The 14,034-nt window shown below is 29.8% G+C and carries 14 protein-coding genes; 11 read left to right on the plus strand and 3 right to left on the minus strand.

Annotated features, from left to right (window positions below; translation table 11 throughout):
* The 6 genes from ACWPVO_RS04315 to ACWPVO_RS04340 all read left to right on the plus strand — a co-directional run bounded on the left by ACWPVO_RS04315 (position 1) and on the right by ACWPVO_RS04340 (position 5,925).
* Positions 1–1,464 (plus strand): ABC transporter ATP-binding protein, encoded by a 1,464-nt coding sequence (locus ACWPVO_RS04315; protein WP_010815646.1) that lies wholly within the window; start codon positions 1–3, stop codon positions 1,462–1,464.
* A gap of 42 nt (positions 1,465–1,506) precedes the next feature.
* Entirely contained in the window at positions 1,507–2,859 is a 1,353-nt protein-coding gene (locus ACWPVO_RS04320) for an MATE family efflux transporter (protein WP_227931958.1), read from the plus strand.
* A 302-nt stretch (positions 2,860–3,161) separates the two neighbouring features.
* Positions 3,162–3,299: a hypothetical protein gene (locus ACWPVO_RS04325; protein ID WP_023054952.1), complete on the plus strand. Its 138-nt coding sequence runs from the start codon at positions 3,162–3,164 to the stop codon at positions 3,297–3,299.
* Between the two features lie 55 nt (positions 3,300–3,354).
* A complete protein-coding gene (locus tag ACWPVO_RS04330) occupies positions 3,355–5,163 on the plus strand; it encodes a recombinase family protein (protein WP_454206787.1) in 1,809 nt (602 codons plus the stop codon).
* Positions 5,129–5,449: a hypothetical protein gene (locus tag ACWPVO_RS04335; RefSeq protein ID WP_454206789.1), complete on the plus strand. Its 321-nt coding sequence runs from the start codon at positions 5,129–5,131 to the stop codon at positions 5,447–5,449. The genes ACWPVO_RS04330 and ACWPVO_RS04335 overlap by 35 nt, the downstream gene beginning before the upstream one ends.
* Complete coding sequence (locus ACWPVO_RS04340) at positions 5,449–5,925, plus strand: amidohydrolase family protein (RefSeq protein WP_454206791.1); 477 nt, start codon at positions 5,449–5,451, stop codon at positions 5,923–5,925. The genes ACWPVO_RS04335 and ACWPVO_RS04340 overlap by 1 nt, the downstream gene beginning before the upstream one ends.
* Positions 5,926–6,023: 98 nt before the next feature.
* Here the strand turns inward: ACWPVO_RS04340 and lexA are convergent, their stop codons facing one another.
* Positions 6,024–6,644, minus strand: a complete 621-nt coding sequence (gene lexA, locus ACWPVO_RS04345; protein WP_005956429.1) for a transcriptional repressor LexA — start codon at positions 6,642–6,644, stop codon at positions 6,024–6,026.
* Positions 6,645–6,840: 196 nt separating this feature from the next.
* On the opposite strand from lexA, the gene ACWPVO_RS04350 reads away from it, so the two are divergent.
* From ACWPVO_RS04350 to ACWPVO_RS04370, 5 genes are all read left to right on the plus strand, one after another.
* Entirely contained in the window at positions 6,841–7,137 is a 297-nt protein-coding gene (locus ACWPVO_RS04350; RefSeq protein WP_454206793.1) for a LysM peptidoglycan-binding domain-containing protein, read from the plus strand.
* 127 nt (positions 7,138–7,264) lie between these two features.
* On the plus strand, positions 7,265–8,803 hold the full coding sequence (gene rny, locus ACWPVO_RS04355) for a ribonuclease Y (RefSeq protein WP_005956514.1): 1,539 nt from the start codon (positions 7,265–7,267) through the stop codon (positions 8,801–8,803).
* 49 nt (positions 8,804–8,852) lie between these two features.
* Positions 8,853–9,842 carry a tyrosine recombinase XerC gene (locus ACWPVO_RS04360; RefSeq protein WP_454206795.1) on the plus strand — a complete coding sequence of 330 codons (990 nt, stop codon included), beginning with the start codon at positions 8,853–8,855 and terminating at the stop codon, positions 9,840–9,842.
* 10 nt (positions 9,843–9,852) lie between these two features.
* The gene (locus tag ACWPVO_RS04365; RefSeq protein ID WP_454206797.1) at positions 9,853–10,506 is read left to right on the plus strand and encodes a copper amine oxidase N-terminal domain-containing protein; all 654 of its coding nucleotides are present in this window, start codon (positions 9,853–9,855) and stop codon (positions 10,504–10,506) included.
* A gap of 715 nt (positions 10,507–11,221) precedes the next feature.
* On the plus strand, positions 11,222–12,943 hold the full coding sequence (locus ACWPVO_RS04370; protein ID WP_454206799.1) for an Rqc2 family fibronectin-binding protein: 1,722 nt from the start codon (positions 11,222–11,224) through the stop codon (positions 12,941–12,943).
* Positions 12,944–12,962: 19 nt separating this feature from the next.
* On the opposite strand, the gene ACWPVO_RS04375 is transcribed toward ACWPVO_RS04370, so the two are convergent.
* Both ACWPVO_RS04375 and ACWPVO_RS04380 read right to left on the minus strand, forming a co-directional pair.
* A complete protein-coding gene (locus ACWPVO_RS04375; protein ID WP_005956529.1) occupies positions 12,963–13,280 on the minus strand; it encodes a YerC/YecD family TrpR-related protein in 318 nt (105 codons plus the stop codon).
* Between the two features lie 102 nt (positions 13,281–13,382).
* Positions 13,383–14,033, minus strand: coding sequence for an ATPase (locus ACWPVO_RS04380; RefSeq protein ID WP_285073486.1), 651 nt, complete (start codon positions 14,031–14,033; stop codon positions 13,383–13,385).
* Position 14,034 lies beyond the last annotated feature (1 nt).

Below are 14,034 nucleotides of genomic sequence, written 5' to 3' on the forward strand. Positions count from 1 at the left end.
TTGATTGAATTTAAAGACGTGTCATTTACTTATGATAGCGGGAATAAGAATGCTGGAATTTATAATATTAATTTAAATATCAATGCTGGTGAAGTAGTTGTATTTTGTGGTGAGTCCGGTTGCGGAAAAACTACAATAAGTAGGTTGATAAATGGGTTAATTCCCGGGTATTATTCCGGAAATTTGACTGGTAGCGTTATTGTAAATGAACATGAAATTTCTAAAAATTCTATTAATGAATTGAGTCAATATGTAGGATCAGTATTTCAAAATCCAAGAACTCAATTTTTCAATGTAGATTCAACAAGCGAAATTGCATTCGCCTGTGAAAATTTTGGGATTTCAAGAGAAGAAATTTGTAGAAGAATTGGCAAGGTAACAAAAGAATTAAATATAAAAGATTTGCTTGATAAGAGCTTGTTTTCTATGTCAGGAGGAGAAAAACAAAAAATTGCTTGTGCTTCTGCTGCTGTTATGGAGCCTGAAATCTATGTATTAGATGAGCCATCTTCTAATTTAGATATACAAACTATAAAAAAGTTAAAATATATCATAAAAAAATGGAAAGAAAAAAAGTCAACTGTGGTTATTGCAGAGCATAGACTACAATATTTAATAGATATTGCAGATAGATTTATTTATATGAAAGATGGAAAAATTAACAAAGAATTTTCTTGTGTTGAGTTCAAGAAATTACCTAACAGCATTTTAAATAATATGGGGTTAAGGAGCATACACCCTATTGATACCAGTAGCCGTATAAAAAATATAGAATCTAAGGAACAAATAGAGATTAAGAATTTTATGTTTAGTTATGGAAAAGAGCCGTTTTTTGAAATTAATGATGCTGTATTACCTCAAAAATCTATTGTGGCTGTTTTAGGAAATAATGGTTCTGGAAAATCAACTTTTTCAAAATGCTTATGTGGAGTTGAAGAAAAAGCAAAAGGAACTTTAAATATACAAACAGAAAGTTATGCTACAAGAGAAAGGCTAAAAAAATGTTTTATGGTGAAGCAGGATGTTAATCATCAATTATTTACCGAATCAGTTAAAGAAGAAATTCTTTTGAGTATAGAGAACGATGAGAATAAAGAAGAAAAGATCGATGAAATATGTAAAAAGTTAAATTTAATGGATTTTATAGATTGCCATCCAATGTCATTATCCGGAGGGCAAAAACAAAGGGTTGCAATTGCAAGTGCTATCGCTTCTGATAGGACAATACTGATTTTGGACGAACCTACAAGTGGTTTGGATTTTAAGAATATGAAAGAAGTTTCTAATGAAATGATAAGGCTTAAAGAGGACGGAAAAACTATTTTTATTATCACACATGATCCGGAATTAGTAGACTGTTGTTGTGATTATTTTATGTTTATGGAGAATGGAAAAGTCAAATGGCATGGTATTAAAGATGAAAAGAATATGGGAAAAATTAGGGAATTCTTCGATCAAACTTAAAATTTGCTAAAAAAATCTGGATGAAAAAAAGGAGGTAATTTTATGAAACAAGATATGAAAGAACAATTATTAACAAAAAGACCTATAGATTTACTTTTTCAATTATCTATCCCTGCTGTAATAGGAATGATAGTAATAGGTCTTTATCCACTAATGGATGGAATTTTTGCAGGAAATATTATAGGACAAACAGCAATGACAGCTTGTGGTGTAGCTATGCCACTTACTTTTTTCAATAGCGGAGTATCTACCCTAATTGGTGTAGGGTCAGCATCGGTTTTATCAAGAGCTATAGGAAAGGGCGACAAAAAAACAGTTGATAAAATTATGGGGAATTTAATCTTTTGGGTTATTCTATTCTCATCAATTATTACAATAGGCGGAATTTTACTTGCACCACATTTTTTAGATATGGTTGGAGCAAGTGGAGAAATTAAAGAATATGGTATCAGATATTTACGAGTAATTTTTATTGGTTCTTTATTTGTAAACTTTACTCAATCAGCAAACATGGTTATGCGTGGAGAAGGATTAATGAAAAAAGCAATGCTCATTATGGGGCTAGGAGCTTTTTTAAACATAATTCTTGATCCTATTCTAATGAAATTAATGGGAAAATATGCAATTGAAGGGGCTGCACTTGCAACTATTACAGCACAATTTGTTCAAGCAATAATAACACTCCATTACTTCAAATATAAAAGTAAAGCAGTAAAAATAAATAAAATCAAACCTGATCAGGAAATAAAAAAAGAAATGTTTGGCGTAGGGTCATCTGCTATGATGATGCAAATTTTATTTATGATTCAACAAACAATGCTATATAAAATGTCATTTAAATATGGCGGAGATACAAATGCTATCTTGATGGCAGCAACACTTAGAATATATGCCTTTTCATTCATTCCACTTTGGGGAATGAGTCAAGGTTTACAACCTGTAGTTGGTACAAATTTTGGAGCGAAAAAATACGACAGAGTAAAAGAAGCTATGAAAGTATTTTCTATCGGAGGATTAGTTCTTGCATCAATATTTTGGATACCAGCATTAGCATTTTCAAAGAATATTCTGTCTTTATTTGGAGTAGAAGAAAGTATTATAACTCAGGGAATAGGAAACTTTAGACTATTTTATTCTATCTTTATCCTATATGGAGTAATGGTAATGACTATAACATTCTTCCAATCAATAGGAAACGCTAAAAAAGCCGGCATAATAGTAATGCTAAGACAGTTATTTTTATTCGTACCTGCCATGATTATTTTACCAATGATATTTGGAGTTAAAGCAGTATGGTTTGCAGAACCCCTTGTAGATTTAATTATGATAATAGCTGGTGTAGTAATGATGTTTGGGGAATTAAATAGGATGGATAAAATTGGTTTAAAAAACTAAATACAAATAACAATCGAAAAAGTTTCTTTCTTTTAAGAGGATTTATGCCTTAGAGCATAAGTCCTCATTTTTTTATGCTCAAATTAATCATTAAAACTCAAAAATACTATAAAAAATAAAAATTCAGGTTACCAAAGAGGGCAAATTTCACTTTATAAAGTGAGGGGTATTTTTTCATCTTTCTATAAAAATCCAAATACTTTGAAGTGTGAATATTCTTGAAAATGCTTAGATGAAATTAGCATATTTCATATTTAATTCACTTATCTAGGAAAAAAATTCAACTTACATAGGAGGTTAAAATGCAAGCAATAAAAGTTTATAGCATGAGAGTTGCTATGTTATGTAGACTTTATGATCTTAAATTAATTAATGATAAGGAATACACAAAAATAAAAAATAGAATAGAAAATGATTATAAGAAGAGAGATAGAAAGTAGTTAATCTTGTGATATAATAACACTGTAGAAAGATACAAAATGGGAAGGAGGTAAAATGAATACTAAAGTAAAAGTAATAAAAGCTTCAAATACAGGAGCAAGAAATAGAAATGCACTACATTTAGATTTAAAACGTGTTGCAGCATATTGTCGAGTTAGCACTGATAGTAAAGACCAACTTGAATCATATAAATCGCAAGTTGATTATTATACGAATCTAATAAAAAATAATAAAAACTGGACTTTGGCTGGTATATACGCCGATGAAGCAACTACAGGAACAACTGCTACTAAAAGAGCAGATTTCATGAGGTTAATAAGTGATTGCCAAAATGGAGATATAGACATGATAATTACTAAATCTATATCAAGATTTGCTAGAAATACATTAGATACCTTAAAATATGTAAGACTATTAAAGGAAAACAATGTTGGTGTAGTATTTGAAGAAGAAAATATAGATACTTTGACAATGGATGGAGAGTTACTATTAACAATATTAAGTTCAGTAGCTCAACAAGAAGTAGAAAATACCTCAGCCCATGTAAAAAAAGGACTGAAAATGAAAATGGAAAAAGGGGAACTTATTGGTTTTCAAGGTTGCCTTGGATACGACTATGACCCTATAACAAAAAGTATCTCTATAAATGAAGAAGAAGCCAAAATTGTTAGATATATCTTTAAAAGATATTTAGAAGGCAATGGTGGTTCGGTCATTGGTAGGGAACTAGAAGAGCAAGGATATCTCACCCCGAGAGGTAAAACAAAATGGTCTGATACTACAGTGTTAGGAATAATTAAAAATGAAAAGTATATTGGAGATATACTAATGGGAAAGACCTTCACAGTTGATCCCATAACAAAAAGAAGACTAGCAAACTTTGGTGAATCTGATAAATACCACATTGAAAATCATCACGAGCCAATTATATCAAGAGAAGATTTTGAAAAGGCACAGGAGATTAGACTCAGGAGAGCACAAAATAGAAACACCATTGCTAATAAGGATAGAAAAAGAGAGAAACTATCAAGGCAATACGCTTTTTCAAGTATGCTGGAATGTGGATTTTGTGGTGAAATACTTTCAAGAAGAACATGGCACACTAGTTCAATTTATAAAAAAATTAACTGGCAATGTGTAAAGTCAACTAAAAAAGGTAAAAAATATTGCCCTCATTCAAAGGGAATACAAGAAGCAGCAATAGAAAAATCATTTGTTGAAAGCTATAGGCAATTATGCCATGCAGATTCAACAATAATAGATGACTTTTTAAAGATTGTTGAAGAAGAAATAAATGATAATACTTTAGTCAAAGATTTGAAAAAGTTAGAAAACCAATTAAACAGAATCATTAGTCAAGAAAGAAAGTTAGTTGATCTTCATTTAGAAGATAGTATAGACGAAGAAGTTTATGCTAAAAAGTATAAAAAACTTACAAAACAAAAAGAAGAATTACTTGATGAAAAGAAAACACTGGAACTAACGATAAAAGATGAAGACTCTATTAAAGAAAGATTAAAGCAATTTAAAAAAGTCTTAGAAAATAAAGAAATTATAGAGGAATTTAACAGAACAGTATTTGAAAGCATAGTTGATAAAGTTGTGGTTGGAAGAATTGACAAAGACGAAACAGTTCATCCATATGACTTAACATTCTATTTCAAAACAGGGGTTAAAGATAGTCAAGATTCAAATAATTTTAAAGATAAAAGAAAAAATGCCAAAGACAATGACAGTGATAAATTGTGCTCCTACAAGGATGACGAGGATAAAAAATTATGTTCCCAAGCAAAAGACAACGCAAGTTGTAGCCTTCCCTCAAAATGGTATGTATTCTTACGGAGAAGAAGGCAAAACTGGTAGAGACCTAGTTGAAGAAGCTCTTGAATTAGGTTGTGAAGTAGTTGGAGGAATTCCTCACAATGAATGGAGCCGTGAGCTAGGAGAAAAATCAATAAAAGAAATAGTTAATTTAGCAGTTAAACACAATAAATTAATTGATGTACACTGTGACGAAACTGATGACGTAATGGCAAGATTCTTAGAAGTTCTAAATGCTGAAGCCATGATGAAAGGTATAGCTAAAAAACTACTGCAAGTCACACTTGTTCCTTTGGATCATCAGATGATTCATATGCCTTTAGAATGATGGGACTATTTAGAAAGTCAAAAATAAACTTTGTATCGCTACCAACAGAAAATGCTTTTCTACAAGGACGTCAAGATACTTATCCAAAACGCCGTGGCATAACAAGAGTTCGTGAATTCGTTGATAATGATATTAATGTTTGCTTTGGTAAAGACTCAATTGTAGATCTCTGGTATCCAGCAGGAAATGGAAACCTTATGAATATTCTTGATAATGGAATCCACCTTTCACAGCTTATGAGAGAAGAAGATTTTGAAAAAGATCTAGACTTAATAACTTATAACGGAGCAAAGGCTCTTTATATTCAAGATGAGTATGGATTTGATGAAGGAAAACCTGCAAACTTTATAGTTCTTGATGCACCAAATGAATTTGAAGCAATAAGAAATAGGGCAGAGTGTTTATCATCGGTCCGTAATGGAGAATTTTTATTTAAAAAAGCAAAAAGAGAATTTGAAGTTCCACTAAGTCTATAAGAGTTTTATTTAATCCCCAGTTTTGGGGATTTTTTTTTAAATAAAAATAACCCCCGATTCCTGATAGGGGATTGGGGGTTATAAAAGTTAATTCATTTTTAGTTGAATCTTCGATACAGTCCAACGATTTTGCCAAGAATTTCAATATTGTCGAAGTAGAGAGGTTCCATTGTATCATTTTCAGGTTGCAATCTAAATCTGTTTTCTTCTTTGTAATAGGTTTTAATTGTTGCTTCGTCCTCAATTAAAGCTAAAACTTTTTCTCCATTTCTTGCACAATTTGATTTCTCAATAATTACATAGTCACCATCAAAAATTCCTACATTAATCATACTTTCACCAGAAACTTTTAAGATAAAGAGTTCCTTATCTGAAACGAAGTCAACAGGTAAAGGCATAGTATCTTCTATGTTTTGGACAGCTAGTATTGGTGCACCAGCAGTTACTCTTCCAAGAACAGGAACATCAACAGTCTTTTTCTTAAGCATTAAGATGTCATCATCTTGTGGAACAATTTCTATAGCTCTAGTCTTTGATGCATCCTTTCTTATATAGTTCGTAGTCTCTAGTTTTTCAAGTGCATAATAAACAGTTGAAGTTGATTTTATATTACAGCCTGCACAAATTTCACGAACAGTAGGTGGATAGGACTTTGATTCAATAAATCTTTTAATAAAAAATAAAATTTCAAGTTCTCTTTGGTTTAAGTCTTCGTACATGGGATTACCTCCTATTTTTGTTAAATTAATAATATCATATTTGAACAAGCATTTCAAACTCTAGTTTAAAAAACTTGTTCTTTTTAGTTGACAAAAAAGAACATAAGATGTAACATATGTTCAGAACTTTTATTTGATACGACTGTTTGATACAAAAGTTTAAACTAAAGTTGGAACATAATTTTGAGGTGATAAGATGAAACGTACTATTATTATAAGAAAACAAAAAATTTTATTATTTTTATTATTAATTTTTATTTTTAATACTGGTCTAATGGTAAAAAATGAATCGGATTTAAACTTACAAGAAAAAGAAATTATTTATGATATTTATACAGTAAAAAGTGGAGATACAATTTGGACTATTTCTGATAACTATGATTATAAGAATAAAATGAAGTTTGTAATGGATATAGAGAAGGCAAATAGCATTTCATCTTACGATATTAAGCCTGGGTACAAGCTAGCTATTCCTATATACAAAAGTAAATAGATTGAGCTTATATACACGCTTTTCTGTTTGACTTATGCTTTTAAAAGATATACAATTATTTTAAGGCTTGTGCCTTAATAATGATTTTAAAATTTGAAACATGAAAACTAAATAGGAGGTGTGTAAAATGGGTTTTAGTAGTACTTTAATATCTATTGTTATCGGTATTATTGGCTTAGCTGTAGGCTATGCTGTTAGAAAATATATTTCTGAAGGTAAACTTAAAAATGCTGAAGAATTATCTAAAAAGATAATATACGATGCTGAAAATCAAGCACAAACACAAAAGAAAGTTTTGCTTGTTGAAGCTAAAGAAGAGATTCAAAAGTTAAGATCTGAGCAAGAAAATGAAGCGAAGATTAGAAGAGCTGAAATTAAAGAATTAGAGGACAGGGTTTTATCTAAAGAAAAACTTTTAGATAAAAAATCTTCTCAAGTTGAAAAGAAAGACGAAAAACTTAGCAAGAAATTAGAAGGCTTGAGGGAAAAAGAAGAACAAGCTGATGAACTTGTTAAACAAAGAGAAGAGGAACTTCAAAAAGTTGCTGGTCTTACAAAAGAAGAGGGTAAAGAAATTCTTTTGAATGAACTTAAAAAAGAAATAACTAATGAATCGGCACTTATTATTAAAGAAAATGAAAACAGGATTAAAGAAGAATCTGGCAAATATGCTAGAAATGTTATTGCTCAGGCTATTCAAAGATGTGCAGCCGACCAAGTTGCTGAATCTACTGTTGCTGTAGTTAATCTTCCAAATGATGAAATGAAGGGAAGAATTATAGGGCGAGAAGGTAGAAATATTAGAGCTATAGAGTCAATAACAGGAGTAGATTTAATTATTGATGATACTCCAGAAGCGGTAGTTTTATCTTGCTTCGACCCAATTAGAAGAGAGATAGCAAGAGTAGCTCTAGAAAAGCTTGTTAATGATGGTAGAATTCACCCAACAAAGATTGAAGAGACTGTTGAAAAAGCTAAAAATGAAGTGGAAACGATAATTAAGGAATCAGGTGAACAAGCAGCTTATGATGCTGGAGTTCACGGCTTACATCCAGAAATTATTAAGTATTTAGGTAGACTAAAATACAGAACTTCTTATGGACAAAACAACCTTAAGCATTCAGTAGAAGTTGCTGAAATTGCTGGTATTTTAGCTGGTGAAATAGGCGCTGATGTTAAACTTGCTAAGAGGGGTGGACTACTTCACGACATAGGAAAGTCGGTTGATAGAAATCTCGATGCTCCGCATGTTGATATTGGTGTTGAAATTGCAAGAAAATATCACGAATCAGAATTTGTTATTAATGCAATTCAATCCCATCATGGAGACGTTGAACCTAACTGTGTAGAGTCTGTCTTAGTTCAAGCAGCAGATGCTATATCTGCAGCTAGACCAGGAGCTAGACGTGAAACAGTCGAATCTTACATCCAAAGACTTGAAAAACTTGAAGAAATCGCTAATGAATTTGATGGAATTGAGAAGTCTTATGCTGTTCAAGCTGGACGTGAAATACGTATAATTGTAAAACCTGAAAAAATTTCTGAAGCAGAAATTACTATTACTGCTAGAGAAATCGTTAAAAGAATTGAGTCTGAACTAGATTTCCCTGGACAAATTAAAGTTAATGTCATAAGAGAAACTAGAGCAGTTGAATACGCAAAATAATTAAGAACCTGACATTTGTCAGGTTTTTATTTTTATAGGAGGTGATGACTTGATTAATTCAAACTTAATTGATGATTTTTTAGATTACATGAAATCAACTAAGGGTGCATCCGATAATACTATTAAAGAATATTACTATGACCTGAGGATGTTTGTTCGATTTATAAAAAGGCGAAAGGGTCTTGTAGACTCAAAAATTGAGTTTGACCATATTACAATTGAAGATATAAGTCCTGATCTTCTTGAAAGTGTTACTAAACAGGATATTTATGCCTATAATGCATTTTTAGAAAGAGAAAGAAAAATATCTAATAGGTCTAAATTTAGAAAAATTTCGTCAATAAGGAGTTTTTACAACTATCTTCATGCAAAGATTGATATAATTAAGATAAATCCAGTAATAGATATTGATATGCCAAAGGTGGAAAAAACTCTTCCAGTTTATTTGACCTTAGATCAGAGTCTAAATTTATTAAAAACCATAGAGGAATCAAAGATTAAGCATCTTTATAAAAAAAGAGATTATGCAATTGTCACCTTGTTTTTGAATTGTGGGATGAGGCTTTCTGAGCTTGCTGGTATGGATATATCTCATTTACAGGAAGATAATACCCTAAAAGTAATTGGAAAGGGTAATAAAGAAAGGGTCATCTATTTAAATGAAGCGTCAGTATTTGCCATTGAAGAGTATTTAAAGCTTAGACCACAAATAAAGGATGATGCCTTGTTTCTATCAATGAGGCAACAAAGGATGAGTAATAGGTCTATACAACATATGATAGAGAAGCATATGAAAAATTCAGGCCTAGACACAAATATTTATTCTGTCCATAAGCTTAGACATACTGCTGCAACTCTTTTGTACGAATATGGAAATGCCGATATAAGGGCACTTCAAGAAATTCTTGGCCATGAATCAGTTAACACTACGGAGATATACACTCATGTAAATAAAAAAGCCCTAAGAAAGATGGTGGACTCAAATCCACTTTCAAAACTCAATAATTATACAAATAATAAAGATGAAAATAATAACTAAAGGAGAGATTATGAAAAACATAAAAAGGTTACTAGGAATTGGAGTAATGTCTATTGTTTTAAGTACATCTGTTTTTGCAGCTGGAAAGCTTCCAAAAGAAGCTGCTGATAAGGATATTAATATTTATATCAACAATAGCATACAAAATATTCCCGAAGACATGGGAAAGGCTTACCTTGATAAGACTAATAATAGGGTAATGGTTCCAGTTAGATATATAACAGAAAATCTTGGCGCTAATATCAACTTTTATCAAAGGAAGGACACTAATACTAGCGGTATTCTAATTGGAGCGATAGATGTATTAGTTGAGTTAGATATAAATTCTACAAAAGCTAAGGTAAATAATGGGGGAAATGAAAATATAGTTAATCTTGATTCTCCTGCAATCCTTTACGATGGAAGGACCTATGTTCCTATTAGATTTATTTCTGAAACTCTAGGTCTCAATGTAGACTGGAAGAATGATTCGGTTTATATTTCTGGAAACTTTAAGACTAAGGGTAAGAGGTATAACTATGAAGATGATAATAAAAATTCAGATAAGAAAGAAAATGAACTAAAAGAATTAAATAAGGAAGAACGTAAGGATTTAAAAGATATAAAAGATATAAGAGATAATTCTTCGAAAAAAGAAAATAAAAACTCATTATTCGATTTTTAATTAGAAAAATAATACTTATGATAATTTAGTTCGGCAAAAAGATCTCATTTTGTTATTTTATAAAAAGTAGGGAACGAAAAACATCATAAAAAACCACTAAAAAAAGAATATGAAAGTAGAAATATTTAGTCACAAAATAATAATTTTGTGACTAAATTTGTTTTTTTAGTTATTTTTATTTTTTTTAAGTTTGTTTTAATATCCTTAAATACCTATGCTCATTAGCTTTAACAGGTATTTTAAACTATTATTACTATCCTGCATATAAAATACTTCTTATTTTATTTATAATTTTCTCAAAATTTTTCATTTTATCATTTTTATAAAATCTTTAGATCTTATTCTTAGCTATTATTATTTTATTTTTCTATATATTTGTTTTATACACTCTTATTTATATCTTTTTACAATTGCTTAAATCCATATACAAAGCTTAGTGTTTTATAAATTTTAGAATTTTCACTACAATAAATAAAAAAGTTTATAAATTAGCGTAATTTTTATTTCTAAATAAATTTATAAAGGAATCCTTTATTTCTTATTGTTAATTTCTATATGTTTACACCTCTCATTTCAGACTTCATATTTTTCCATATATTTTGGTCCTAAATTTTTAATTTAATCCTATGACTAATACATATGCTCTAAACCTTTGTTTTGAGAATTAACTAAATTGATTTTATAATATATGTTATAATAATTTCCAGGTGATAAAATGTCATTAGACGGAACAGTAGTAAAAAATTTAGTATATGAAATAAATAATCGTGTCAATGGTGGTAGAATAGATAAAATTTACCAAGATGACAGCAATAATCTTTTAATAAATATAAGAGCTAATGGTAAAAGAGAAAGACTCTTCATATCTATTTATGGAAGCCCTAGGATGTATTTTAGCGAAGAGCTTTTTGATAGTCCACAAAATCCTCCAGCTTTTTGCATGCTACTTAGAAAACATCTCGAGAACAATCAAATTTTACGTGTTAACCAATATAAAATGGATAGGATTGTAGAAATACACGTTAAATCTCGAGATGAACTTGGCCTATATAGTGAAAAGTCTCTTATAATTGAGCTTATGGGTAAACACTCAAATGTTATATTAATTGATAATGAAAGCAAGAAAATTATCGATTCTCTAAAGAGGGTAAATTTTAATCTTTCGAGTGTTAGAGAAATACTTCCAGGCCTTATTTATAATGAGGAAGACATTTCTCAGGGTCTGGATCCTTGTGAAACAGAATCTATTATAAATCTAATAAAGGATTGTGAAGAAAACCTCAATTTAAAATCTTTCTTCTTAAAGAATTTTACAGGCATAAGTCCACAAATGTGTGAAGAGATTGAATTTAGGACTAATATTGATTTTAAAAAGAATATTTTTTCACTTAATGATGATGAAATTGAGATTTTAAATAAAGTATTTTTGAATATCTTCTTAGACATAAAAGAAAATAAATTTGTTCCAATAAAAATTTATAGAGAAGAAATTTTTAAGGATTTTTATTCTATTGATTTGAAAGAATTAAGTGATAAAGATAAGGTAAAAGCTGATAGCATCTCTTCCCTACTTGAAGAGTTTTATAATTCAAAATTTTTACGTGATTCTCTCAGATCCAAGAGTAAAGAGCTTAGAAGGGCTGTTAAGAAGCATATTGATAAAATTAATAGGAAGATATCAAACCAATCAAACGAACTCAACCTAGCTCTAAATAGAGACAAATATAAAGTTTACGCTGATTTAATTTCTTCAAATTTTCATAGAATAGAAAAAGGTTCTGATTATGTTACAGTTGAGAACTTTTATAATGAGATGGAAGAAATAAAAATTCCACTTGATTCGAAATTAGATGGACCAGGAAATGCTTCGAAGTATTATAAAAAATATTCTAAACTAAAAAATGCAGCTGTATATTTAGAAGAACAAATTAGCATAGGAAAATCAGAAGTTGAATACTTAGAATCAATCTTATTAAATATAGATTTTGCTGAGACTCCTGATGATATTGATGACTTGTATGAAGAGTTAGAAAAAGAAGGTTATTTAAAAAAACGTAGTAAAAATAATAAAAAGAAAAGAAAAGATTCGCAAGAAAATTATATTAAAATAAAAACTGAAGACGGATTTGATATTTATATTGGTAGAAACAATAGGCAAAATGATTACTTAACCTTAAAAAAAGCAAAAAAAAATGACCTGTGGTTTCATGTAAAGGATGCTCCAGGTTCTCATGTAATCTTAAAACATGATAATAGAGATTTTTCAAATAGTGCAATGATGACAGCAGCTAAGCTAGCAGCAAAATATAGCTCTTTATCAAAGTCACAAAATATTCCTGTGGACTATACCTTCAAGATGAACGTAAAAAGACATCCAGCAAAAAAGCCTGGATTAGTATCTTATATAAATTATAAAACCATAAATGTAAACATATAAAAAAAGAATAAGGGCATCCTTATTCTTTTTCTTCGTCTTCATCTATAAAGTTTAATCTTTGTAAAACTAATTTATATCCATCAGAACCATAGTTTAAAGATCTATTAATTCTAGAAATAGTAGCTGTTGAAGCTCCAGTTTCACTTTCAATTTCATGGTAAGTCTTGTTTTTAACTAGTAGCTTAACAACTTGTAGTCTTTGTGCAATTGCTTGCAACTCCTTAACGGTACAAATATCTTCAAAAAATCTATAACATTCTTCTAAATTTTCAAGTAAAAGAATAGCTTCGAATAAACCATCGACATCTTTATTCTTTAATTTTGAGTCGTAAATCATTATATATCCTCCTGTCTTAAAGTTTAATATTAATATAATACATAAACACTCTATATGCTCACTAATATACTAACAATTTTACATGCTAAAGTCAAGAAAATATTACTCCTCATAAACGCTAACTTCACTAATTCCTTTCTTATTTTTGACTTGAAAAGCCTTGTCAGAAATTTGTGACAAATGAGGATTGTGTGTTACCATTATAATTTGTCTGTTGAAAACATTTGATGATTGTTTTAAAAACTCCCCAAGATTAAAAATATAATCGTTACTAACATGCTTTCCTGGTTCATCTAATATCAAAGGACCAGATAATATTGGTTGGTTTTGTTGTAAGAAAGCAATTCTAAGAGCAAGAGAAATGATATCAACAACTCCCCCACCTCTAGCTATCTCGGGCTTTGTCTTTATGCTATAACCTTCAGAATAGTTAGATTGAACATAAAATTCTGCAATAGGTACAGATCTTGCTTCTGATAATTCTATTAAAAACTCTATATCTGTTTCAAAAATAAACTGAAGGCACTTAGTTACAGTATCTTCAATCTGCCTTTTGGATTGTTCTCTTGCAAATTCAGAAGTCTTTTGAAAAAGTAGTGAGACTTGAGTAAGTACTTCGCTATATTTTTCTTTATCCTCAAGCTTCTTCTCTATTTTTTCCAATTGATCATTTAAAATTTCAATTTTACCTTCATCGCTTAAAATCTTATTATTTAATTTACTTAAGTTTTGATCTAATTCTTTAAGGTCCAAG

It is taken from the genome of Peptoniphilus sp. Marseille-Q6390 (assembly GCF_965119475.1).